Origin of the sequence: Mycobacterium sp. 1423905.2 (assembly GCF_001673155.1) — a bacterium.
In the GTDB taxonomy this organism is placed as follows: Bacteria; Actinomycetota; Actinomycetes; order Mycobacteriales; family Mycobacteriaceae; genus Mycobacterium.
On the sequence record NZ_LZLE01000338.1, the window covers coordinates 1 to 19,609 of the forward strand.

The window sequence follows — 19,609 nt, forward strand, 5'->3', positions numbered from 1 at the left end:
GGCCGACACCGCCTCCCGCGCATCGCCTAGCTGGTGCACCTTGCTCGACTCACCGGGCTCTGGTTTGGCGGTCGCGGGCCGGATGTCGGCCATCCTGCGCATCCAGCGACGACCCGGCTCCTCGACGAAGTGATACAGCAACACCGAGCCGGCCACCGCGATCGCCAGCAGCGCGAAGATGTTCCACTTCCACGGGTTGTCCTCCGGTGTCAGCTCGAACTGCAACACCGCCCAGCCCCACGCGGTGTGCACCAGCTCATGCACCATGTACAGGCAGAACGAGATCTGTCCGCCGAACACCATGACCCGGGTGGACAGCAGTCTGGGCAGGCTGCCCACGCCGATGGCCAGCGTGATCACCAGCGGCACGAACAAGATGTCGACCACACCGCCGCTGTCGACGACTCCGCTGATCGGGTGCGCGTCGAGCAGATACAAGACCCCAACCATCGCGGCGATCAGGACGACGGACAGGTATCCGGCGACCCGGCGGGTGCGGTCGGTGGGCCGCAGTCGGCGCACCGCGGCACAGGCCAACGCGCCGGCGGCGAACTGCGTCACGATCCTTGGCAGCCAGCTCCACGGCGTGTAGAACTGGCCGCTGGCCAGCAGCAGCACCACCGGCGGCAGTGACGCCGCGACGGCCAGCCACATCAGGCTGCGGGCCCGGGTGGCGTGCTTCATGCGATAGATCACCAACACCAGCGCGCCGAACAGCAGGTAAGCCAGCCATTCCGCGCTGATCGACCACGCCGGGCCGTCCCAACTGGTCCCGTCGAAGAACGGCTCGAACCACAACTGCACCAGCACGATCTGGCGCAGGTAGCTGATCGCGGTGAGCTGCCCGGCCTCCGGGGACGGTATGTGACCGACGTGCAGGGTGAAGATCACCCACAGGGCGGCCAGGTGCAGGGTGACCAGGTAGACCGGCCATACCCGCGCCAGCCGCAGCCAGAGGAAGTGCAGGGTTGCGCGCGTCGAGAAGGACCGGCCCATCCTTTCCAAGTAATTCCAGGTCAGCACGAACCCGCTGAGGATGAAGAACAGGTCGACGCCTTGGGCCCCGCAGTTGAGCACCGGGGCCAGATTGTCGCGGAAGTCCGGCGACGCGTCGGCAATCATCGGGCGGAAGTGGAACAGCACCACCCACACCGCGGCGATGATGCGCAGGCCTGTCAGGGCCTTGATTTCTCCGCTGCGCACGATGCTCTCTCGCCCAAAACTCTGCTGTGTCGTTCGCTTGCCAAATTCGGCTGACCGGGCGACTGATTCGTATCGCAGGCCATCCCCCAGCTCCGCGACAAGCAACCGGCAGCCATCGCAGCCTAGCAGCGCGACGGCGTGCGACGAAGTAACCGTGGCCGTGCCGAACACCGGTGAAGTTGCTGTGAATCACCCTGAATTCGGGCCAAAAAGCTTCTTAGCAAAGAGTTAGACGCGGCTCTCGGTCTCCTTAAGCTTTGCGGGTTAGCTAAGAGCACAGAGGTTGGTCGGCGTGGCGGCCTCCGCAATGCCATGGGGAATGGGGACTGCTGATGACTACCGCTATCAACAATGGCGCCGTCGAGTGTGGTGGCGCTCAGGTGCGGGCGTACTGCCACCACGTGGCGACGGTGGTGACCATCCGAGGCGAGATCGACGCCGTCAACGTCGATCGGCTCGCTGATTACGTCGGGCACTTCATCAGCGAAAAGGATCGCGTCGTGCTCGACCTGAGCGACGTCACGCAGTTCTCGACGGCTGGGACGTCGCTGCTCTACGCCGTCGACGACGAGTGCAGCGCGGCCGGGGCGGAATGGACACTGGTGCCCAGCGCAGCCGTGATCGATCAGCTCAGCGGGGGAAAGGACTGGGCCCTGCTGCCGATCGCCCGTTCGGTGCACGAGGCGTTGCGCAGCTTGACCGACGCGATCGCCCGCCGCCGTCGTTGCATGCTGACGCTGATCAAGAAGACGGCTTAGCGCGGCGCAACCTGGCCACCGCCACCACGGCCAGCACCCCGGCCACCGTGGCCAGGAACAGTGTCAGTACCAACAAGTCAGGGTGAAACACGACCGAATGCGTGGCGGGCTGCCCTTCGGCGACCGGCGCGACGGCCACCGTGGTGCGGGTATGCGCCCAACTGACCGCGGCAGCGACCAGAACCCCGGCGGCCACCACGAGTTCCACCACACTGCGGGAACGACCGATCACCACCGTGACTCGTTGTCGTCGTCGCGGTCGTCGTCGATTTGCACTGGCGCTACCCGTTCCTGCACCAGGGGGGTCAGCGCAGCGCGCAAGTGGCGATGGCGCCGCGCCCAGGCCTGGGCGGTGCGGCCTCCGGTGAGCTTCAAACCGATGCCGGTTCGCCCGCGCGGTACACCGTTGAGTTCGCCGAGGGTGCGCGCGGTTTGCCATTTCTGTAACGGCTTGTCGGACTTCACCGAGTTCTCCGGTTCGGGATAAACGCGGACGATCTCGGACACCAGGATGGTTTCGGTGCCCTGACGCAAGGCCATGTCGGTCAGCTCGACCGAGGTGTGGATGCGTGCCGCCATGACCTGTATCCCGAGGAAGATGGACACCAGTATCAGGAACAACACCGGGATGAGCAGCCCCACGCTGGCGCCGCCGGACTTCTGCAGGAAGACCATGGTGAGCGCACCGAGCGGGCCGGCCAGCAGCCAATACCAGCTGGCGCCCGACTCGTAGAACAACGGCTTGGGATCGGTGTCCTCCGCTGATGTCATGTCCGCCTCACCCTGGTTCTCGTCACCCGCGTCCGTCATGTCAGCCAGCCGGCCGCTTCGGCCGCCCAATATGTGAGCACGATATCGGCACCGGCGCGGCGAATGCTGGTCAATGACTCCAATGCCGCCGCGCGTTCGTCGATCCAATTGTTCGCGGCCGCAGCGCGAATCATCGCGTATTCCCCCGACACCTGATAGGCCGCCACCGGCACCGGCGATACGTCGGCCGCGGCGGCCAGCACGTCCAAATAGCCCAGTGCGGGTTTGACCATGACGATGTCGGCGCCCTCGTCGAGGTCGAGTCGCACCTCGCGCAACGCCTCCCGGGCGTTGCCCGGCTCCTGCTGATAGGTGCGCCGATCACCGGACAGACTCGAACACACCGCTTCGCGGAACGGCCCGTAGAACGCCGAGGCGAATTTCGCGGCGTAGGCCAAGATCACTACATCGGTGAAGCCGGCGGCGTCCAGTCCGTCGCGGATGGCCGCCACCTGACCGTCCATCATCCCACTCGGACCGACCACACGAGCACCCGAATCCGCCTGCGCCACAGCCATTTCCACATATCGGGCCAGGGTGGCATCGTTGTCCACCCGGCCGCGGGCGTCCAGAACGCCACAATGCCCGTGGTCGGTGAACTCGTCCAGGCAGGTGTCGGCCATCAGCACGGTGGCATCGCCGAGGTCTTTGGCCAAATCGCGCAGCGCGAGGTTGAGGATGCCGTCGCGGTCGGTGCCCGCCGAGCCCACACGGTCCTTGTCCTCCTCGCGCGGCACACCGAAGAGCATCAGCCCGCCCACCCCGGCGGCGACGGCGTCGGCGGCTGCGCGGCGCAGCGACTCCCGGGTGTGTTGCAGCACGCCGGGCATGGACGCGATCGGCCGCGGTTCGTCGATGCCGTCGGCGACGAACATCGGCAGCACCAGGTGTCGCGGCTCCACGGAGGTCTGCGCCACCAGGCGCCGCACGGCCGGGGTGGAGCGCAACCGGCGCGGACGCTGCCGCGGGTACGCGCTGCTTCCCGGCCGCGGCACTAGCGCCTGCGGCTCTTCTTGCGCGGCGGGGGCAGCGCGCCCTCGGCGCGCAGCCGGGCGGCGTGCTCGGCCAGCGCGTCAACCAGCGGGCCGACCGCGGCGGTGTCGGGCTGAACATCCACCCGCAAGCCGAACTCCGCGGCGGTCTCGGCCGTCTTCGGGCCGATGCAGGCGATGATGGTCCGCGCGTGCGGCTTACCCGCGATGCCGACCAGGTTGCGCACCGTCGAACTCGACGTAAAGCACACCGCGTCGAATCCGCCCGTCTTGATCATTTCGCGGGTAGCCGCCGGCGGTGGGGCCGCCCGCACGGTCCGGTAGGCGGTGACGTCCTCGATCTCCCAGCCGCGCTCACGCAGGCCCTCGGCCAACGTCTCGGTGGCAATGTCGGCCCGCGGCAACAAGACTCGGTTCACCGGGTCGAAAATGCTGTCGTAGGGCGGGAATTCGTCGAGCAGGCCCAACGAGGACTGTTCCCCGGCGGGCACCAACTCCGGACTGATGCCGAACGCGCGGACTCGGTCGGCCGTGGACTCGCCGACGCAGGCGATCTTGACGCCGGAGAACGCGCGGGCATCCAGGCCGAACTCGCCGAACTTCTCCCACACGGCGCGTACCGCGTTGGTGGAGGTGAACACCACCCACTGGAAGCGGCCGTCGACCAAACCCTTGACGGCCCGTTCCATCTGGGCGGGGCTGCGCGGCGGCTCGACGGCGATGGTCGGCACCTCGATGGGCAGCGCGCCGTAGGAGGTCAGCCGCTCGCTCATCTCACCGGCTTGGTCCTTGGTGCGGGGCACCAACACCGTCCAGCCGTACAGCGCCCGGCTTTCCCACCAGTTCAGCTTCGCCCGGCTGGCCACGGTCTTGCCGATGGTCACCACCAGGGGCCCGGTCAGCGGGCCCGCCGGGTCGTTGCCGCACAGCACTGCGGGGTCGGTCAGGCCCTGCAGCGTGGTTTCCACCGAACGCTGCTGGCAGGTGGTGCCCTGCGCGGTGACCACACAGGGGGTGGCCTCGGCCAACTCGTGCTCGATCAGAGTGCGCGCGGCGTCGGGCAGGTGCGATGCGGTGGCCTGCAGGATCAGCGGTCCCGGCGCGGCGGCCAGCGCCTCCCAGTCCACCTCACCGCGCACGTCGGCCACGGTGTGCGACGAGCCCAGCGGCAGCCCGGCGTAGGTCGGAACCGCACCGGTGGCGGCCAGTCCGGGCACGATCTCGAGGTGCAGGTGGGCGCGGGCAACGGCGTTGACCTCGGTGATCACCGCATCCACCGTGAGCGGATCGCCGGACACCAGGCGCACCACGTCGGCACCCCCGCGGGCCTCGGCGGTCAGGGTCTTGGCGACCTCGGTGGGATCACCGAGCGCCGGACGGATGTCGGGTCCGGCGGGCATGACCGTCGGGGTCGCAGGCGTGTCCGTCTCGGCGGTCCCGTCCGCGCCGGCGGGCGGGTCGGCAGGCACTGGTCCCGACACCGGCGGCAGGTCCTTGCCGATCAGCGCCAGCACCTGCTCGGGCACATCGGGGTCGGTGAACACCAAGGCCGCGTTGGCCAGGACCGTGGCGGCCCGCGTGGTCAACAGGCCTGGGTCGCCGGGACCGGAACCCACGAAGGTGATGCGGCCCGGTCTCGGCTTACGGCCTCGCGTCGTCATTGTCGCTCCCACGTAATCGTTCTCAACTTCCTCGCGCGGGGTCTTCCCGCGCTCCCCTCATCAGCTCCCGAGCGCCCAGCTCGAACAGCTCCGCGGCGACCGAGAGGCCAAGCTCCCGGGCCCGCTCCGGAGCTCCGATGCCGGATGCGCGGATCACGTCGGACCCATCCAGCGCCGCCACACAGCCGCGCAGCGACAGCTCCTCGAAGACGTGGCCGTCGTCATCGATCGACTCGACCACTTCGGCGATCGCGCCCACCGGTGCCGAACAGCCGGCCTCCAGTTCGGCGAGCAAGGCTCGTTCCGCGGTGACCGCTGCGCGTGTGTCGGCGTCGTCCAACTCCGCCAACACTGCCGCCAACCGGCTGTCGCCGGCGCGGCATTCGACCGCGAGCGCGCCCTGAGCCGGCGCTGGCAACATCTGCACCGGCTCGAGCGTCTCGGTGACGTCGTCGAGACGGCCCAGTCGGGCCAGACCGGCCCGGGCCACCACGATGGCGTCGAGATCACCACTGCTTACCCTGTTCAACCTGGTATCTAGGTTGCCTCGTAGGGGGCGGATTTCCAAACCGAGACCCAGTGCTCTAAGCTGTGCGGCCCGCCGCGGGGACGACGTTCCGACCAGCGAACCAGCCGGCAACTCCCCCAGCACCAGCCCGTCGCGGGCGACCACGGCGTCGCGCGGGTCGTTGCGCGGTGGAATCGCCGCGATGGTGAATCGGGGGTCCTCGGCGGTCGGCAAATCTTTGTGCGAGTGCACCGCGGCGTCGACCCGGCCGTCGTTGATGGCTTCCCGGATCGCCGTCGTGAAGGCGCCGACGCCCAAGGTGGCGATCGGCGCGGACGATCGGTCGCCCGCGGTGCTGATGGTCACCAACTCCGCGGCATGGCCGTTGGCGATCAGGGCGTCTCGGACGGTGGCAGCCTGGGTGGTGGCCAGCAAACTCCCCCGAGTGCCGATTCGGATAACGTCGGTCAAGCGGCTACTCGGTGGATTGCGGTGGCGTGCCGGCGTCGAATCCCGTTGCTACAGCGGGCAATTCGCCCGCGGTGGCAACGGCGTCGACGGCGGTCTGGTCTAGTTCGAAGAGCTCGCGCAGGGCCTCGGCGTAGCTGTCGCCGCCGGGCGCGCTGGCCAGCTGCTTGATGCGCACGGTGGGCGCGTGCAACAGCTTGTCCACGACTCGACGCACGGTTCGAGCGACCTCTTCACGCTCGGCGATCTGCAACCCGGGCAGCCGGTTGTCCAGGCGCAACAACTCGGCCTCGACGACGTCGGCGGCGCGCTGGCGCAGCGCGGTCACCGTGGGGGTGACTTCGGCCATTCGCTGGCCGGCCAGGTAGCTGGCGACTTCGGCGGCGACGATGTGGCGCGCGGCGTCGACGTCGGAGGCCGCGGCGTGCGCCGCCGGCTCGTGTTGGATGCGGTCGACGTCGACCACCCAGACCCCGGGCAGTCCGGCCACTGCTGGGTCGACGTCTCGCGGCATGCCCAAGTCGCAGATGACCAGGGTCTCGGACTCGTCGCGGTGCGCGGCGGCCAGCGCGTGGTGCACGTCGGCCAGCGACACCACCGGGCTTACCGCCCCGGTACAGCTGACCACCACGTCGGCGTCGGCCAATGCATCGGAGAGCCGGTCCAGGGCCATGGCCTCGGCTTGCACACCGGACTCGCGCAACTTGCGCGTCAAACGCTGGGCGCGGGGCAGCGACCGGTTGAGCACCCGGATGTGTCCGATGCCGGCCCGGGTCAGGTGGGCGGCCGACAGGGCTCCCATCGCGCCGGCGCCGACGACCACGGCGGTTTTCCCGGTCAGCCCGCCCAGTCGCCGGTCGGCCATGCCGAGCGCGACGGAGACCACGGAGGCTCCCGCGGCGTCGATGGCGGTTTCGGAGTGGACGCGCTTGCCGACCGACAGCGCCCGCTGGGCCAACTCGTGCAAGACCCGGCCGACGGTGCGGTTGGCCTCGGCGGTGGCGTAGGCACGGCGGACCTGGCCGAGCACCTGGTGCTCGCCGACCACCGCAGAATCCAGGCCGCTCGCGACGGCGAACAGGTGCTCGACAGCCGCCTCGCTATACCGAACGTAGGCGAACTTGGTGAGGTCGCCCATGGTCATGCCGGAGTATTCGGATAAGGCTTGGCCGACGACCGCCAACCCGCCGTGGAAGGCCTCGACCACGGCGTAGACCTCCACCCGGTTGCACGTCGACAGCACCATGGCCTCGGTCACCAGCGGCGACTGCAACACCCGGTCGACGATCTTGACTCGATCGGACTCGTCGATGCTCAGCTGTTCCAGGACCGAAACCGGCGCGCTCCGGTGCGAAACCCCGAAGAGCAGGATGCTCACGGCAGCATCACCTGGCCCGCTCCCTTGCGTAATCAGAAAGTGAACTACTACCTACGGTAGACGTTCGTCAGCTGGCCTACCAAATATCGGTTCGGGCCAGGTCCACCCGCAACCGCGGTTCGTCGATCTCCCAATAGCTGTGTTCACGGCCGTTGAGCAGGACGACCGGCAGCCGATCGCCGAATTCAGCCCGCAGCGAAGGGTCTCCCGCGTGGGCTTGTGCGTCGACGTCGGTCATGGTCAGGTCGAATTGCAACTCCTCGGCCAGCTCGACCAATCGCGCATATACGCGCAGGCAGATTGCGCAGCCGTCGCGGGTGAGCAGCTGCACCTGGGGCCGGGCTGAGGTCATGGCCCCAGTGTGGCACCGGGGTGAATTGTGGGCGGGTGGTGTGCTCGTTACGTTGCCGCTGTGACCGGTTCCAGCGAGTTACATGTCGATCCTGAGCTGCTGCAGGGGTATGCCCAAGCGCTGGTCGGCGGCGCCGAAGAACTGCGGGCGCGATTGGCCGAGCTCGATGCTCATGTCGGGGAGTTGTTGCATGGTTGGCGTGGTTCCTCGGGGGAGGCCTTTGCGTCGGCGTGGGAGCTGTGGCATCGCGGGGCGGGGGAAGTGGAGCTCGGCCTGTCCATGCTGGGGCGTCTGGTGGCCCAGGCGGGCGGCGGCTATCGCGCCAACGAGCATGCGTCCGCGGCGGCGGTGCGGGGACTGAGCCGTGGCTGAGGCGTTCCGGGTGGAGCCGCAGGCGCTGGCTGACGCCGTCGAGCAGATGGGCGAGTTCCAGCGCCATGCCGAGAGCGTGCTCAGCGAAATCGATTGCCTTATGACGGATCTGCACTGCTCCTGGTCGGGGCGGGCCGCGGCGGCGCACGCCGAGGCGCATCGGCATTGGGCCGCGGGTGAGGCGATGATGCGTGAGGCGCTGGCGCGGCTACGCGCGGCGGGCGCCGGTGCGCACGCGAACTACGCCACCGCGATGTCGACGAACTTGAGTATGTGGTCATGACGTAATGACCACTCTGGCAGTCGATCCCGCGGCGTTGGACGGCGCCGGCGTCGCGGTGATCTCTGCCGGTGAGGGTCTGCAGGCGGTCGTGTCCGCATTGCTCAGTGCGCTGGCGGGATGTGCGGGCATGGCCGGTGACGATCCGGCCGGGGCGGCGTTCGGGCGCGGTTATGACGGATCCGCGGCCAAAGTGGTCGAAGCGATGGCGACGGCGCGCAATGCGCTGTGCGGTCTGGGTGATGGCATTCGGGTCTCGGCGCACAACTATTCGGTGGCCGAGGCGATGTCCGATGTGTCGGGACGCGGTGATCCGCTGCCCGCACCCGCGCTGAGCACAGGGTTCTCGGCGGGTTCTCTTCCGTCGTCGGTGGGTGCTAGTAGCAGCGCCCCGCCGGGTTGGGGATGGGTGGCTCCGGACGTCGGCATGATCTGGCCGAGTGGCGATTCCGCACGGCTGCGGGCGGCGGCGCAGGCGTGGACCGCGGCGGGCAACAAGTTCGCTCTTGGCGAGCTGCTCGACACCGGCGCCCCAATGGAAGTTGTTCGGGCGCAGGATATTCCGGAGGATGCTGCCATCGAAGCGGCCCTGTCTGATGTGTGCGGGAGCACCACATCGCTTGTGCAGCAGTGCTCTTCGGTGGCGGAGCAGCTCACCGGCTACGCGGGGGCAATCGATGCGGTGCACGCCGCGATCTTGGATTTGCTGGCCCGCATCTGCGATCCGCTGACCGGCATCAAAGAAGTCTGGGACGTGCTGACCGGCGAGGACGAAGACGAGATTCGCCGGATTGCCAATGACATTCGCACGGTGGTCGTTCATTTCGCGGCTGAGGTCAGCGCGCTGGGCGCGCAGATCGCCGGTGTGACTGCGGAGGCCGGGCGGGTCATCGCCACGATGAGTAGCTATGCCGCCAGGCAGTGGGATCAGTTCCTGCACCACAGTGATGTGGGATGCAACGTCGACACTGCCGGTCAGTACTTCAAAGGTATCGGCCTGGAAGCCGGCGGGATGCTCAAAGGGCTCTGGGAGATCAGCCAGCCGCGGGCCCTGATCGACCCGCTGGGTTTTCATCACTCGATGCGCGACATGGTTGGTGGAGCGCTGCCGTTGGTCGGCTTGGGCGGCGACCATGCGCCGTCGGTCGAAGAGTCGTGGAAACAACTCGGCAGGAGCCTGAGTCACTGGGACGAATTCCAGTCGAATCCCGCTGAAGCGGTGGGCAGATCGGTGTTCGACCTCGGCACGCTGGCGCTGCCCGGTGGGCCGTTGTCGAAGCTGGGCAAGGCCGGTCGCTCGGCCGCCGATGCGCTCAAAGGGTTGAAGAAGCCGCCACCGTTCGAGGCGCCGCGTGGTGCGCCGCCAATTGAGCGGCCCATCCCGGCCCCGAAAGAGCCACCGCCGGTCACCAAGCCGCCGGCGCCTGGGAATCAGGCGCCCTTGCCGACCGCGAAGCCAAGGCCCGGGTCTGCGCCACTTACTCAGAAGCTTCCCCATGGTCCAACGGAGCCCAAGATTGAGGCTCCAAAACCATCGATTACGCCGTCGCAGTCGGCCCCTCATCACCCTCCGCCGAGTACTGCTTCATTGGGGGAGCATCCTGCTTCGACCATCGGGCAGGGTGTCCACCCACCTCAGAGCGAGCTTCCGGCGACGGCGCAGGCGACTCCCACAACACCCACTGCCTCTGCACCCCAGCCGCATACACCGACAACGGCTCCCCGTGCAGACGTCGACACCCAGAACGACACTCTTGCCACAGAAGGAGATGACAACCATCAGCCACCCGCCAACGGCGGTGCCGATCATGGCAGCTCCGACGATCCATCCCTGCACGCGGGGGATTTGAGCGCCTTAACGCCGAACGATTTGGCCGCTATACGCGACTACACTGGCTACGGGTATATCGATATGAACAGCGCCTTGAGGAGCGGCGTCTTGGACGCAGATCAACAGGCGCGCGTTAATTCATTGAACGACGCGTTGGCGAAGCTGCCCGAATATCACGGCACAGTCGTTCGCGGGACCAATGTGCCGCCTGAACTGCTTGCCGACTACCGCCCCGGTGAATTCATAATCGAAGACGGATTCTTCAGTGCCACAAGGGATAGAGGTGTAGCTCAATCGCCAACTTTCGCTGGCAACGTCGAGTTCAGGATAATCTCGAGCAGAGGACGAGACGTCTCCGCAATCTCTCTTCACCCAGGCGAACAAGAAGTTCTTTTTCCAGCCGGTACCAGATTTTACGTCGTAGATAAGTATCGAGATCCCGTAACAGGCAGAACCACCATCGAAATGATTGAAAGATAACGTGTAGCTAATTTAACTAGGAAGGGTAATGATAATCTCATGAGTAAGAAGATCGCTGGCAAGACCTTCTTAACAGCGGAGGAGGCGGGCGTCACTCCGCCGAGCGCAGAGGAATTGGTACGAGCACGGCAGATGTTTGACGCGTTCCAGCGAGAAGTAGACGCTATCGCGCCAGAAGACCGAGTGACCGACGTGTCCCCGAAGTTCTGGGACGACACCTCGGGGACCGAGTACGAGCAGCGGCCACACAGCTGAGGCCCGCCGCGCCCCGGCCGAGTGTGAGGCTGGCCGCGCACTCGGCGTCGACGGTGCGGCTAGCCGCACACTCGCGGTGGTGACCCGCCCTAGCCGCACACTCGCGGCGGTGACACACCCTGGCCGCACACTCGCGGCAGTAGCCCGCTCTAGCCGCACACTCGCGGCGGTGACCCGCCCTAGCCGCACACTCGCGGCACCGACCAGGCCGCCACCACCGCAACGGCCCTCAACGCCACACCACCCCCGCCGGATAGGGTTGATATCGGCCGCATGACACCGGCCACCGGGCACAGCGACTTGGGAGGTTCGGCGATGGCTACCTCTGTCCCAGGCAACGCAGACCACCTCGGTCGCGCCGACCTGGGGTCGCTGGCCGGGAGCGCCAGCGCCGAACGCGCGCTCGACGACATTCGCGCCGACGACAGTCGCCAACAGCCCCCCGTCGACCTCACCGCTGCGGCTTTCTTCGACGTGGACAACACGCTCGTGCAGGGCTCCTCGGCCGTCCACTTCGGCCGGGGCTTGGCCGCCCGCGAGTACTTCACTTATCGCGACGTCCTCGGCTTCATCTACGCCCAGGCCAAATTCCAGGTCCTGGGCAAGGAGAACAGCAACGACGTCGCCGCGGGTCGGCGCAAAGCTTTGGCCTTCATCGAAGGCCGCTCGGTGGAAGAGCTCATCTCGCTGGGCGAGGAGATCTACGACGAGATCATCGCCGACAAGATATGGCCCGGCACCCGCGAGCTCACCCAAATGCATCTCGACGCCGGTCAGCAGGTGTGGCTGATCACCGCCACCCCCTACGAGTTGGCCGCCACCATCGCCCGCCGGCTGGGCTTGACCGGCGCGCTGGGCACCGTCGCGGAGTCGGTCGACGGCATCTTCACCGGCCGGCTCGCCGGTGAAATCCTGCACGGAACCGGCAAGGCGCACGCTGTCCGCTCGTTGGCCATCCGCGAAGGGCTCAACCTCAAACGCTGCACCGCGTACTCCGATAGCTACAACGACGTGCCGATGTTGTCGCTGGTGGGCACGGCCGTCGCCATCAATCCCGACGCCCGGTTACGCAGTCTCGCGCGCGAGCGGGGCTGGGAGATCCGCGATTTCCGGACCGCGCGGAAAGCCGCACGCATCGGCGTTCCGTCGGCGCTGGCGCTCGGTGCGGCCGGGGGCGCGTTGGCCGCCTTGGCTTCTAGGCGGCAATCGCGCTGATAGGCTGCGCCGCTAGCATCTATTCGAGCGGAGAGCACAGCGTATGACGACCCCCCAGGAAGCCGAAGGTCTCATCGGCAGCAATTACCGAGGATCGGACTACTTCGAGGTGGGACGCGAAAAGATCCGGGAATTCGCGGTCGCGGTCAAAGACGACCACCCGGCGCACTACAGCGAAGCCGACGCCGAAGCCTTCGGATATCCGGCGTTGGTGGCGCCCCTGACCTTCGCCGCGGTCGCCGGCCGGCGTGTGCAGCTGGAGATCTTCACGAAATTCAAGATCCCCATCAACATCGCCCGGGTCATCCACCGCGACCAGAAGCTGCGCTTCCACCGGCCAATCCTGGCCCACGATAAGCTCTTCTTCGATACCTATCTAGACTCGGTGATCGAGTCGCACGGTACTGTGCTTGCTGAAATTCGCAGCGAGATCACAGACGCCGAGGGCAAACCGGTCGTCACCGGCATCGTCACGATGCTGGGAGAAGCCGCAACTCAAGAGGCGAGCACGGAGGAAACCGTCGCCGCAATTGCATCCATATCAGCCGGAAAGTAGGGTCAAATCAATGACGTCACAGGGTCCCACGGGTGACACCCAGCTCAAGCCGCCGGTCGAGGCAGTCCGCTCCCACTACGACAAATCTAACGAGTTCTTCAAGCTGTGGCTTGACCCGTCGATGACCTACAGCTGCGCCTACTGGGAAGACGGCGCCAAGACGTTGGAAGAGGCCCAGTACGCCAAGCGCAAGCTCGCGCTGGACAAGCTCAACCTAGAGCCGGGCATGACGCTGCTCGACATCGGTTGTGGCTGGGGCTCCACCATGCGCCACGCGGTCCAGGAGTACGACGTCAACGTCATCGGGCTGACGCTGAGCGAGAACCAGTACGCCCACGACGTCGAGAAGTTCAAAGAGGTCGACAGTTCCCGCCGCAAAGAGGTCCGCATCCAGGGCTGGGAAGAGTTCGACGAGCCGGTCGACCGGATCGTGTCACTGGGTGCGTTCGAGCACTTCGCCGACGGCGCCGGTGACGCCGGGTTCGAGCGTTACGCCACCTTCTTCAAGAAGTTCTACGACCTGACGCCCGAAGACGGCCGGATGTTGCTGCACACCATCACCATTCCCGAACCCGAAGAGGCCAAGGAGTGGGGCCTGACGTCGCCGATGAGCCTGCTGCGCTTCATCAAGTTCATTCTGACGGAGATCTTCCCGGGCGGTCGGCTGCCGCGTATCTCGCAGGTCGACCACTACTCCTCACAGGCCGGCTGGAAGGTCGAGCGCTACCACAAGATCGGCCACAACTACGTGCCGACCCTGGATGCCTGGGCGGACGCGCTCGAGGCGAACAAGGAAAAGGCGATCGAGCTCAAGGGTCAAGAAACCTACGACATCTACATGCACTACCTGCGGGGCTGCTCGGACCTGTTCCGGGACCGGTACACCGGGGTATGCCAGTTCACTCTGGTCAAGTAGACAGACGACGCAAATAACCTCCGGGGGCCTGGCCCGCCGGGGGTTATTTGCGTATCTGGCTCAGCCGAAAAAGATGTTGCGCCGCCCGGCCAACAGCCGATATAGCGTCTGCTGGATGGTCTCGCGCACCTGGTCGGTCAACTCGAAGGTCACCATGGGGTCCTCGGCGTCACCGGTCGCGTAGTCGGCGGTGTAAATGGGCTCGCCGAACGCGATGTGCCACTTGGACGGCAGCGGCACCAGACCCGCCGGACCGGCCAGCGGGAACAGCGGCGTCACCGGGAAGTACGGCAGGCCAAGCAACCGGGCTAGCAGCTTGACGTCGGTGAGCATCGGATAGATCTCTTCGGACCCGATGATCGAGCACGGCACGATCGGCGCCTTGGTGCGCAGGGCCGCAGAGACGAATCCACCGCGGCCGAACCGCTGCAGTCGGTAGCGATCCTCGAAGCGCTTGCCCAGGCCCTTGTAACCCTCGGGGAACACCGCGGTGAGCTCACCGGAGGCCAGGAGGCGATGCGCGTCGGTGGTGCATGCCATGGTGTGGCCGGCTTTGCGGGCGGCCGCTCCGACCACCGGCAGGTCGAACACCATGTCGGCGGCCAACAGTCGCAGATCGCGGTGCGCCGGGTGTTCGTCGTGCACCGCCACTGACAGCATCAGGCCGTCGAATGGCAGCACTCCGGCATGGTTGGCCACCACCAGAGCGGCGCCGTCGCTCGGGATGTTCTCCACGCCACTGACCTCGACCCGGAACCACGACTTGAAGAAGAACCGCAGCAAAGGCCGCACGATCGCGTCATTGAAGTGCGGATCGAATCCGAATTCGTCGACCTCGTACTCGCCGATCAGCCGTTGCCGAAGGAAACCGGCGACGGCGGCGACGCGCTGGGCGACATCGTTCAGCGGCGCCTCGGGGGTCGACGTCCCCCCGGCGGCACGGCGGTGCTCATCGATTTCGCGGACGACGGCGGCGATCTGTTCGGCCGAGGCGCGGCCACTGGGGTCGGTGAGCAAGGAGGGGTGCTGTCGAGCGGCGTCGGCCCGTTGCGTAGCACGGCGACGCGCGGCTACCCGGCCCCGATTAGTGTGCAGTGGAATGACATTCGCTCTGGACTCACCAGCCACAATATCTACCTGACCCCACCCCACGGAATTGGATTTCGGCTACCCAAACGCTGCGCTAACGCGACGGCGCGACCTTCCCAGGAGCGTACCCGATCTGGGTCGATAATGGGAGTCATGCCTCGTCCGCGAAGGTAATCGTCGAAGGCTTCCGCCGTCGACCATTTCGGTTCGAATCCAAGTTCCGTACGCATTCTTGTCGTATCCATGACGCGCCCATAACTCAAGTAATCAAACTGCTCGCGATTGATTTCGGTGTAACGATTAGCGCGTCTCAGCGAATCGAGCGCCCACACGCCAAAGCCGGGTACCGGTAAGGGAATTCGACCCGCCCGACGGATCGCTTGAGACAGCATGATTACCCCGTTGGCGCCGATATTGAACGTGCCCGCCTTACCGGCCATGGCGGCACGCTCCAGCGCGCCGAGCGCATCCTGCTCGTGCAACAGCTGCAGCCGGGCGTCGCGGCCGAACATCGTAGGCACCAGCGGTCCGGCCAGATAGCGGGACAGCGTGGTGTCCATCGCGGGCCCGATCATGTTTGCTAGCCGCAAGATGGTCACCGCGATGTCGGGCCGGCGCCGGCCCAGCCCGCGCACGTAGCCCTCGATGTCGAGGCTGTCTTTGGCAAAGCCTTCCCGGAAGGGTCGACGGCTGCTGCAGTCTTCGGTGAACACCGCCGGATCATGCGCACTCGAGCCATACACCTCGGAGGTGGACTTGAGTACGACGCGGCGCACCGACGGCGCCTTCTGACAGGCCGCGAACAGCTGCATCGCGCCCATCACGTTGAGTTCCTTCAAGGCCGCGGTGCCGCCGGACCGGGGCGCGTAGGAAGCCGCCGCGGCGTGTACCACGGTGTCGACCTCGCCGTTGCGAATTACTTTGGCAATGAATGGATTCCGGATGTCGGCGCGCACGAACTCCGCGCGGCCCATTCGTCGCAGCATGTCTTTGCTCGGCGCGATCGCATCGACCGCGATGACCCGGTTGATCAACGGGTTCTGAGCGAGGCGTGCGGTCAAATAGCCGCCGAGAAACCGGCACGCGCCGGTAACCAGCACGACTTTCGGATAGTGCACATTGTCGCCGCCGCTGGTGTCACCACCGCCACGGCCATTCGACGATTCCACCCCGATAGCCTAGCCGCGAGGCGGAACAGGAGCGTTACGGGATGGTGACGCTGCGCGCCGGCCGTGGGCCTACTTGCCGAGTTTTCTGCGCTGCACCCGGGTGCGACGCAACAGCTTGCGATGCTTTTTCTTGGACATCCGCTTGCGCCGCTTCTTAATGACTGAACCCATGGACTCCGCTATCTGACCCGTTACCGGCTAATTGGAATTGACCCAGACACTTTACCCGGCAGCCCACATCGAACACCAAACCGGCAGCCGCGCGACCAGTTCCAGGGCGCGCGACGCTATTCAGGCAGAGACGGGTTGGGTTCAGCCCGCGTCGAAGTAGGACGTCTCCAACATGTCGTGGACGGCCTTGGCGTGCACTCGGAAGGAGCGCCCGACCCGAACCGCGGGCAGCTCGCCGTTGTGCACCAGCCGGTACACCGTCATCTTCGAGACCCGCATCAACGCGGCGACCTCGGCGACGGTGAGAAATTGTGTCCGGGACTGTTGACCTTCGGCCGAACCGGCGTCGCGTCCCTTACCTGCAGAATCCCGTGCTGATGGCCCGTTACTAGACGTCATCGCAACCCAATCGTGTCAGGCGCCCGCAATCCCAGCGGCTTCCCCTCCGCTGGCACCAACGAGTGCATACAAAGAGGAGAATAGCGGGACTAGTGGGGTTACTGGTACTGGTGGGGGACAACTAGTTCAAAAAACTTGAATTATTCCGATGTAATTCTTAGCTGCTCAGAGCGGGTTTTGGCGGCCTGGACGGCGGCGTCCACGGTCGCCCGAAATCCGCCTCGTTCCAGCTCGCGCAGCGCCGCTGCGGTGGTCCCGCCGGGCGAGACGATCGACGCCCGCAGCTCGAAGGCTGAGGTGTCCACCCGCAGCGGCTCACCGTCGGCCTGGTCGCGGTCTTGGTCCATCCGTTCCAGCAGCATGGCCGCCGCTCCAGCCATGGTCTGCACGGCCAGGTCGTTGGCGACCGGCCTGCTGATGCCGACCGCCACCGCCGCCTCGACCAGAGCTTCCACCAGCAGCAGGAAATACGCCGGGCCCGAGCCGGACACGGCGGTCACCGCGTCCATCTGCGATTCCGGGACGGTGAGCACACCGCCGACGGCGTCGAACAGTGCCGATGCCTCGGCGAGCTGTTCGGCGGAGACGAATCGGCCTTTGGCCAGGGCGGTGACGCCGGCGCCCACCAGCGCGGCCGCGTTGGGCATCGCCCGGATGACGGGGGTTCCGGCGGGCAGCTTGGACTCGAAATAGGTGATCGTGATGCCGGCGGCCACGGTGATGAACACCTGTTCGGCGCTGTCGTTGTCGGCGGCCACGGCCGCGTTCGCCAAGTCCCCCATCACCGCCTCGACGTCGGCGGGTTTGACGGCGACCACCACGAAAGTCGCGCTTTCCACCGCGTCCTGCACCGACGTCACCCGCACCGAGTACGTCTGCGCCAGATATTTGGCGCGATCCGGCATCCGCTCGGCGACCACTAGGTCCTTGACCTGCCGCCCGGCCCGCAACAGGCCCGCGAGCAGGGCCTCGCCCATGCTGCCTCCGCCGATGATCGCGATTCGTGCCATGCCGGAAAGCATGTCAGACACCTCGGCCTCGACGGGCTACCGGGCGGCGGGCACCATCGCCAGTTGGCGCGACTGCGCGACCAGACGACCGGCTTGGTCGACGACGATGTGGTCCTCGTCGAACCAGTCGTGCCCGATCTCGACGCAGGTGCACACCACGCGCAGCCAGCCGTCCACCGGCAAGGCGCGCAGGAACGCGGTCAGCTGCACAGTCGGCGCCCAGCCAGTGCGATCCACCGCGAAGGTGACCGGCGCCGAAAGGTCGCCGCACATCAACGCGAACAGGGCGTCGGGAGCCACCCCGCGCGGCCGCGCCCACATCTGCAGCATCGGCGGCCGGCCGGACCACCCTTCGTTGGCGGGCTCCATCGTCGACAACAGGGGCCGCACGTCGCAACCTTCGCCCAGGTGCACCAGACCCGCGAGCCGGTGCCCGGCTCCGATCGGCGCCACATCCTCGGGCGGTTCCGGGGCCATCAGGTCCAGCACCGGGTTCGCCGACAGCAGCGGAGCAGTGGTCCCGCCCGGGAGATGGTGTTCCGGCTCGCCCAGCGTGACCACGGCGTGCACTGCCGTGCGCTCCCCCTGGTTCAGCTCGACGTCGACCACGCTGATGCGGCGGCCTCGCTTCCGGATGGAGGTCAGCAGCTGCATCGGCCCGGGGTCGGGCGCCCACAGAAAGTTCGCCGACACCGCGACCGGCTGCTGGTCGGGTCCGGCACCCGCGGTGCGCGCGGCGTTGGCGCACAGCGCGACCATGGCGCCGCCATGCACCTTGGGACCGATGGTCCAGTGCTCGTTGAGCTCGCCGGCGTAAGCGCCGGGCCCTACCTCCCGCAAGGTCATCGCGGTGGTGAATAACGCGTTCATGGTCTCCTGGGGGTCAGCGCAGCAGATGAGTGCGAGCGAATTGCAACGACTCGGCCAGCATGGTCTCGCGCTCACTGGCCGACCGCGCCGACGAGGTCGACACCTCGAGGATGACGTGCCCGTTGAACGCCCCACTCGCCAGGCTCTGGCACACCTCGGCGGTCGGCTGGGTGCCACGGCCGGGCACCAGGTGCTCATCGGCGGGCAACCCACTGCCGTCACACAGGTGCAGGTGGACCAGGCCCGCACCCATCCGCGACGCCATGTCCAGGGCGTCGCTGCCGGCGGTGGAGGTGTGCGACAGGTCCAGGGTGTAGTGGGCGTGGTTGCCGTCCAGCGGGTCGTAGGACGGGGAGAACGCCGAGATCGCCGGCCCGGGTCCGCCGCCGCGCCGGCGCATGCGTTCCCGGGACTGGTCGGCGCCGAAGAACCGATCCGCGCGGAACGGGAACATGTTCTCCACGGCCACCAGCACCCCGCTGGTGTCTTCCAGGGCCGCCACCTGCTCGGTGAATCCTTCGGCGTACCGCCGTTGCCAGCGAAAGGGCGGGTGTACCACCACGGTCTGAGCGCCCAGCTCCTCCGCGGCCCGCACACTGCGGTCCAGCTTGGGAATCGGGTTGGCGCCCCAGACCCGTTGGGAGATGAGCAAACACGGCGCATGCACCGACAACACCGGCATCCGGTAGCGCTGCGACAGCTTCCTGACCGCGCCGACGTCCTGGCTGACCGACTCGCCCCAAACCATCAACTCGACCCCGTCGTAGCCCAGCCGGGCGGCATAGTCGAAAGCTGCCTCGGCCCGCAACGGGTACACGGATGCTGTCGACAGGCCGACTTTGATTGCTGGGCGCACAGTGGGTGGT

The 19,609-nt window shown here is 66.7% G+C and carries 23 protein-coding genes; 8 read left to right on the top strand and 15 right to left on the bottom strand.

The window, feature by feature from the left end; translation table 11 throughout:
- Positions 1-1,203, bottom strand: a 1,203-nt coding sequence (locus A9W95_RS22975) for an acyltransferase (RefSeq protein WP_172826695.1), incomplete at its 3' end; no start/stop codon positions are given.
- A gap of 332 nt (positions 1,204-1,535) precedes the next feature.
- On the opposite strand from A9W95_RS22975, the gene A9W95_RS22980 reads away from it, so the two are divergent.
- Positions 1,536-1,961: an STAS domain-containing protein gene (locus tag A9W95_RS22980; protein WP_067418265.1), complete on the top strand. Its 426-nt coding sequence runs from the start codon at positions 1,536-1,538 to the stop codon at positions 1,959-1,961.
- Here the strand turns inward: A9W95_RS22980 and A9W95_RS22985 are convergent.
- From A9W95_RS22985 to A9W95_RS23015, 7 genes are all read right to left on the bottom strand, one after another.
- Positions 1,945-2,193 (bottom strand): hypothetical protein, encoded by a 249-nt coding sequence (locus tag A9W95_RS22985; RefSeq protein ID WP_067418387.1) that lies wholly within the window; start codon positions 2,191-2,193, stop codon positions 1,945-1,947. The genes A9W95_RS22980 and A9W95_RS22985 overlap by 17 nt on opposite strands.
- Positions 2,190-2,732 carry a DUF3093 domain-containing protein gene (locus A9W95_RS22990; protein ID WP_067418386.1) on the bottom strand — a complete coding sequence of 181 codons (543 nt, stop codon included), beginning with the start codon at positions 2,730-2,732 and terminating at the stop codon, positions 2,190-2,192. The genes A9W95_RS22985 and A9W95_RS22990 overlap by 4 nt, the downstream gene beginning before the upstream one ends.
- A gap of 35 nt (positions 2,733-2,767) precedes the next feature.
- On the bottom strand, positions 2,768-3,766 hold the full coding sequence (gene hemB, locus A9W95_RS22995) for a porphobilinogen synthase (RefSeq protein ID WP_067418268.1): 999 nt from the start codon (positions 3,764-3,766) through the stop codon (positions 2,768-2,770).
- The gene (locus A9W95_RS23000; protein ID WP_067418271.1) at positions 3,766-5,424 is read right to left on the bottom strand and encodes a uroporphyrinogen-III synthase; all 1,659 of its coding nucleotides are present in this window, start codon (positions 5,422-5,424) and stop codon (positions 3,766-3,768) included. The genes hemB and A9W95_RS23000 overlap by 1 nt, the downstream gene beginning before the upstream one ends.
- A 22-nt stretch (positions 5,425-5,446) precedes the next feature.
- Positions 5,447-6,403: a hydroxymethylbilane synthase gene (hemC, locus tag A9W95_RS23005; RefSeq protein WP_067418273.1), complete on the bottom strand. Its 957-nt coding sequence runs from the start codon at positions 6,401-6,403 to the stop codon at positions 5,447-5,449.
- A 4-nt stretch (positions 6,404-6,407) separates the two neighbouring features.
- Entirely contained in the window at positions 6,408-7,778 is a 1,371-nt protein-coding gene (locus A9W95_RS23010) for a glutamyl-tRNA reductase (RefSeq protein ID WP_067418276.1), read from the bottom strand.
- Between the two features lie 76 nt (positions 7,779-7,854).
- A complete protein-coding gene (locus tag A9W95_RS23015) occupies positions 7,855-8,130 on the bottom strand; it encodes a glutaredoxin family protein (protein WP_067418279.1) in 276 nt (91 codons plus the stop codon).
- A gap of 60 nt (positions 8,131-8,190) precedes the next feature.
- On the opposite strand from A9W95_RS23015, the gene A9W95_RS23020 reads away from it, so the two are divergent.
- From A9W95_RS23020 to cmaA2, 7 genes are all read left to right on the top strand, one after another.
- Positions 8,191-8,502 (top strand): WXG100 family type VII secretion target, encoded by a 312-nt coding sequence (locus tag A9W95_RS23020; protein ID WP_067418282.1) that lies wholly within the window; start codon positions 8,191-8,193, stop codon positions 8,500-8,502.
- A complete protein-coding gene (locus tag A9W95_RS23025; RefSeq protein ID WP_067418285.1) occupies positions 8,495-8,785 on the top strand; it encodes a WXG100 family type VII secretion target in 291 nt (96 codons plus the stop codon). The genes A9W95_RS23020 and A9W95_RS23025 overlap by 8 nt, the downstream gene beginning before the upstream one ends.
- Before the next feature lie 4 nt (positions 8,786-8,789).
- Positions 8,790-11,093: an ADP-ribosyltransferase gene (locus A9W95_RS23030; protein WP_067418287.1), complete on the top strand. Its 2,304-nt coding sequence runs from the start codon at positions 8,790-8,792 to the stop codon at positions 11,091-11,093.
- Positions 11,094-11,132: 39 nt separating this feature from the next.
- Positions 11,133-11,348: a hypothetical protein gene (locus A9W95_RS23035; RefSeq protein WP_067418290.1), complete on the top strand. Its 216-nt coding sequence runs from the start codon at positions 11,133-11,135 to the stop codon at positions 11,346-11,348.
- Positions 11,349-11,663: 315 nt separating this feature from the next.
- The gene (locus A9W95_RS23040) at positions 11,664-12,563 is read left to right on the top strand and encodes an HAD family phosphatase (RefSeq protein WP_067418389.1); all 900 of its coding nucleotides are present in this window, start codon (positions 11,664-11,666) and stop codon (positions 12,561-12,563) included.
- Positions 12,564-12,606: 43 nt separating this feature from the next.
- On the top strand, positions 12,607-13,119 hold the full coding sequence (locus A9W95_RS23045) for a MaoC family dehydratase N-terminal domain-containing protein (RefSeq protein WP_067418292.1): 513 nt from the start codon (positions 12,607-12,609) through the stop codon (positions 13,117-13,119).
- A 10-nt stretch (positions 13,120-13,129) separates the two neighbouring features.
- Positions 13,130-14,035, top strand: coding sequence for a cyclopropane mycolic acid synthase CmaA2 (cmaA2, locus tag A9W95_RS23050; protein WP_067418295.1), 906 nt, complete (start codon positions 13,130-13,132; stop codon positions 14,033-14,035).
- A gap of 60 nt (positions 14,036-14,095) precedes the next feature.
- On the opposite strand, the gene A9W95_RS23055 is transcribed toward cmaA2, so the two are convergent.
- The 7 genes from A9W95_RS23055 to A9W95_RS23080 form a co-directional block, all read right to left on the bottom strand.
- Positions 14,096-15,163, bottom strand: coding sequence for a lysophospholipid acyltransferase family protein (locus tag A9W95_RS23055; protein WP_067418298.1), 1,068 nt, complete (start codon positions 15,161-15,163; stop codon positions 14,096-14,098).
- Between the two features lie 5 nt (positions 15,164-15,168).
- Positions 15,169-16,293 carry an SDR family oxidoreductase gene (locus tag A9W95_RS23060; protein WP_067418300.1) on the bottom strand — a complete coding sequence of 375 codons (1,125 nt, stop codon included), beginning with the start codon at positions 16,291-16,293 and terminating at the stop codon, positions 15,169-15,171.
- A gap of 69 nt (positions 16,294-16,362) precedes the next feature.
- Positions 16,363-16,464 carry a 30S ribosomal protein bS22 gene (locus A9W95_RS26575; RefSeq protein WP_003402602.1) on the bottom strand — a complete coding sequence of 34 codons (102 nt, stop codon included), beginning with the start codon at positions 16,462-16,464 and terminating at the stop codon, positions 16,363-16,365.
- Positions 16,465-16,605: 141 nt separating this feature from the next.
- Positions 16,606-16,863 carry a cell division/environmental response transcriptional regulator gene (locus tag A9W95_RS23065; RefSeq protein ID WP_067418303.1) on the bottom strand — a complete coding sequence of 86 codons (258 nt, stop codon included), beginning with the start codon at positions 16,861-16,863 and terminating at the stop codon, positions 16,606-16,608.
- Between the two features lie 140 nt (positions 16,864-17,003).
- A complete protein-coding gene (gene proC / locus A9W95_RS23070; protein ID WP_172826697.1) occupies positions 17,004-17,873 on the bottom strand; it encodes a pyrroline-5-carboxylate reductase in 870 nt (289 codons plus the stop codon).
- A 36-nt stretch (positions 17,874-17,909) separates the two neighbouring features.
- Entirely contained in the window at positions 17,910-18,743 is an 834-nt protein-coding gene (locus A9W95_RS23075) for a thioesterase family protein (protein WP_067418308.1), read from the bottom strand.
- Positions 18,744-18,756: 13 nt separating this feature from the next.
- Positions 18,757-19,599, bottom strand: coding sequence for a sugar phosphate isomerase/epimerase (locus A9W95_RS23080; protein ID WP_067418311.1), 843 nt, complete (start codon positions 19,597-19,599; stop codon positions 18,757-18,759).
- Positions 19,600-19,609 lie beyond the last annotated feature (10 nt).

Excerpts from the sequence above, each read along its gene's own strand:
- A9W95_RS22980 (WP_067418265.1), top strand. The coding sequence starts at position 1,536 with ATGACTACCGCTATCAACAATGGCGCCGTCGAGTGTGGTGGCGCTCAG.
- A9W95_RS22990 (WP_067418386.1), bottom strand. The coding sequence starts at position 2,732 with ATGACATCAGCGGAGGACACCGATCCCAAGCCGTTGTTCTACGAGTCG.
- A9W95_RS23000 (WP_067418271.1), bottom strand. The coding sequence starts at position 5,424 with ATGACGACGCGAGGCCGTAAGCCGAGACCGGGCCGCATCACCTTCGTG.
- A9W95_RS23015 (WP_067418279.1), bottom strand. The coding sequence starts at position 8,130 with ATGACCTCAGCCCGGCCCCAGGTGCAGCTGCTCACCCGCGACGGCTGC.
- A9W95_RS23030 (WP_067418287.1), top strand. The coding sequence starts at position 8,790 with ATGACCACTCTGGCAGTCGATCCCGCGGCGTTGGACGGCGCCGGCGTC.
- A9W95_RS23035 (WP_067418290.1), top strand. The coding sequence starts at position 11,133 with ATGAGTAAGAAGATCGCTGGCAAGACCTTCTTAACAGCGGAGGAGGCG.
- A9W95_RS23040 (WP_067418389.1), top strand. The coding sequence starts at position 11,664 with ATGGCTACCTCTGTCCCAGGCAACGCAGACCACCTCGGTCGCGCCGAC.
- A9W95_RS23045 (WP_067418292.1), top strand. The coding sequence starts at position 12,607 with ATGACGACCCCCCAGGAAGCCGAAGGTCTCATCGGCAGCAATTACCGA.
- cmaA2 (WP_067418295.1), top strand. The coding sequence starts at position 13,130 with ATGACGTCACAGGGTCCCACGGGTGACACCCAGCTCAAGCCGCCGGTC.
- A9W95_RS26575 (WP_003402602.1), bottom strand. The coding sequence starts at position 16,464 with ATGGGTTCAGTCATTAAGAAGCGGCGCAAGCGGATGTCCAAGAAAAAG.
- A9W95_RS23065 (WP_067418303.1), bottom strand. The coding sequence starts at position 16,863 with ATGACGTCTAGTAACGGGCCATCAGCACGGGATTCTGCAGGTAAGGGA.
- proC (WP_172826697.1), bottom strand. The coding sequence starts at position 17,873 with ATGGCACGAATCGCGATCATCGGCGGAGGCAGCATGGGCGAGGCCCTG.
- A9W95_RS23075 (WP_067418308.1), bottom strand. The coding sequence starts at position 18,743 with ATGAACGCGTTATTCACCACCGCGATGACCTTGCGGGAGGTAGGGCCC.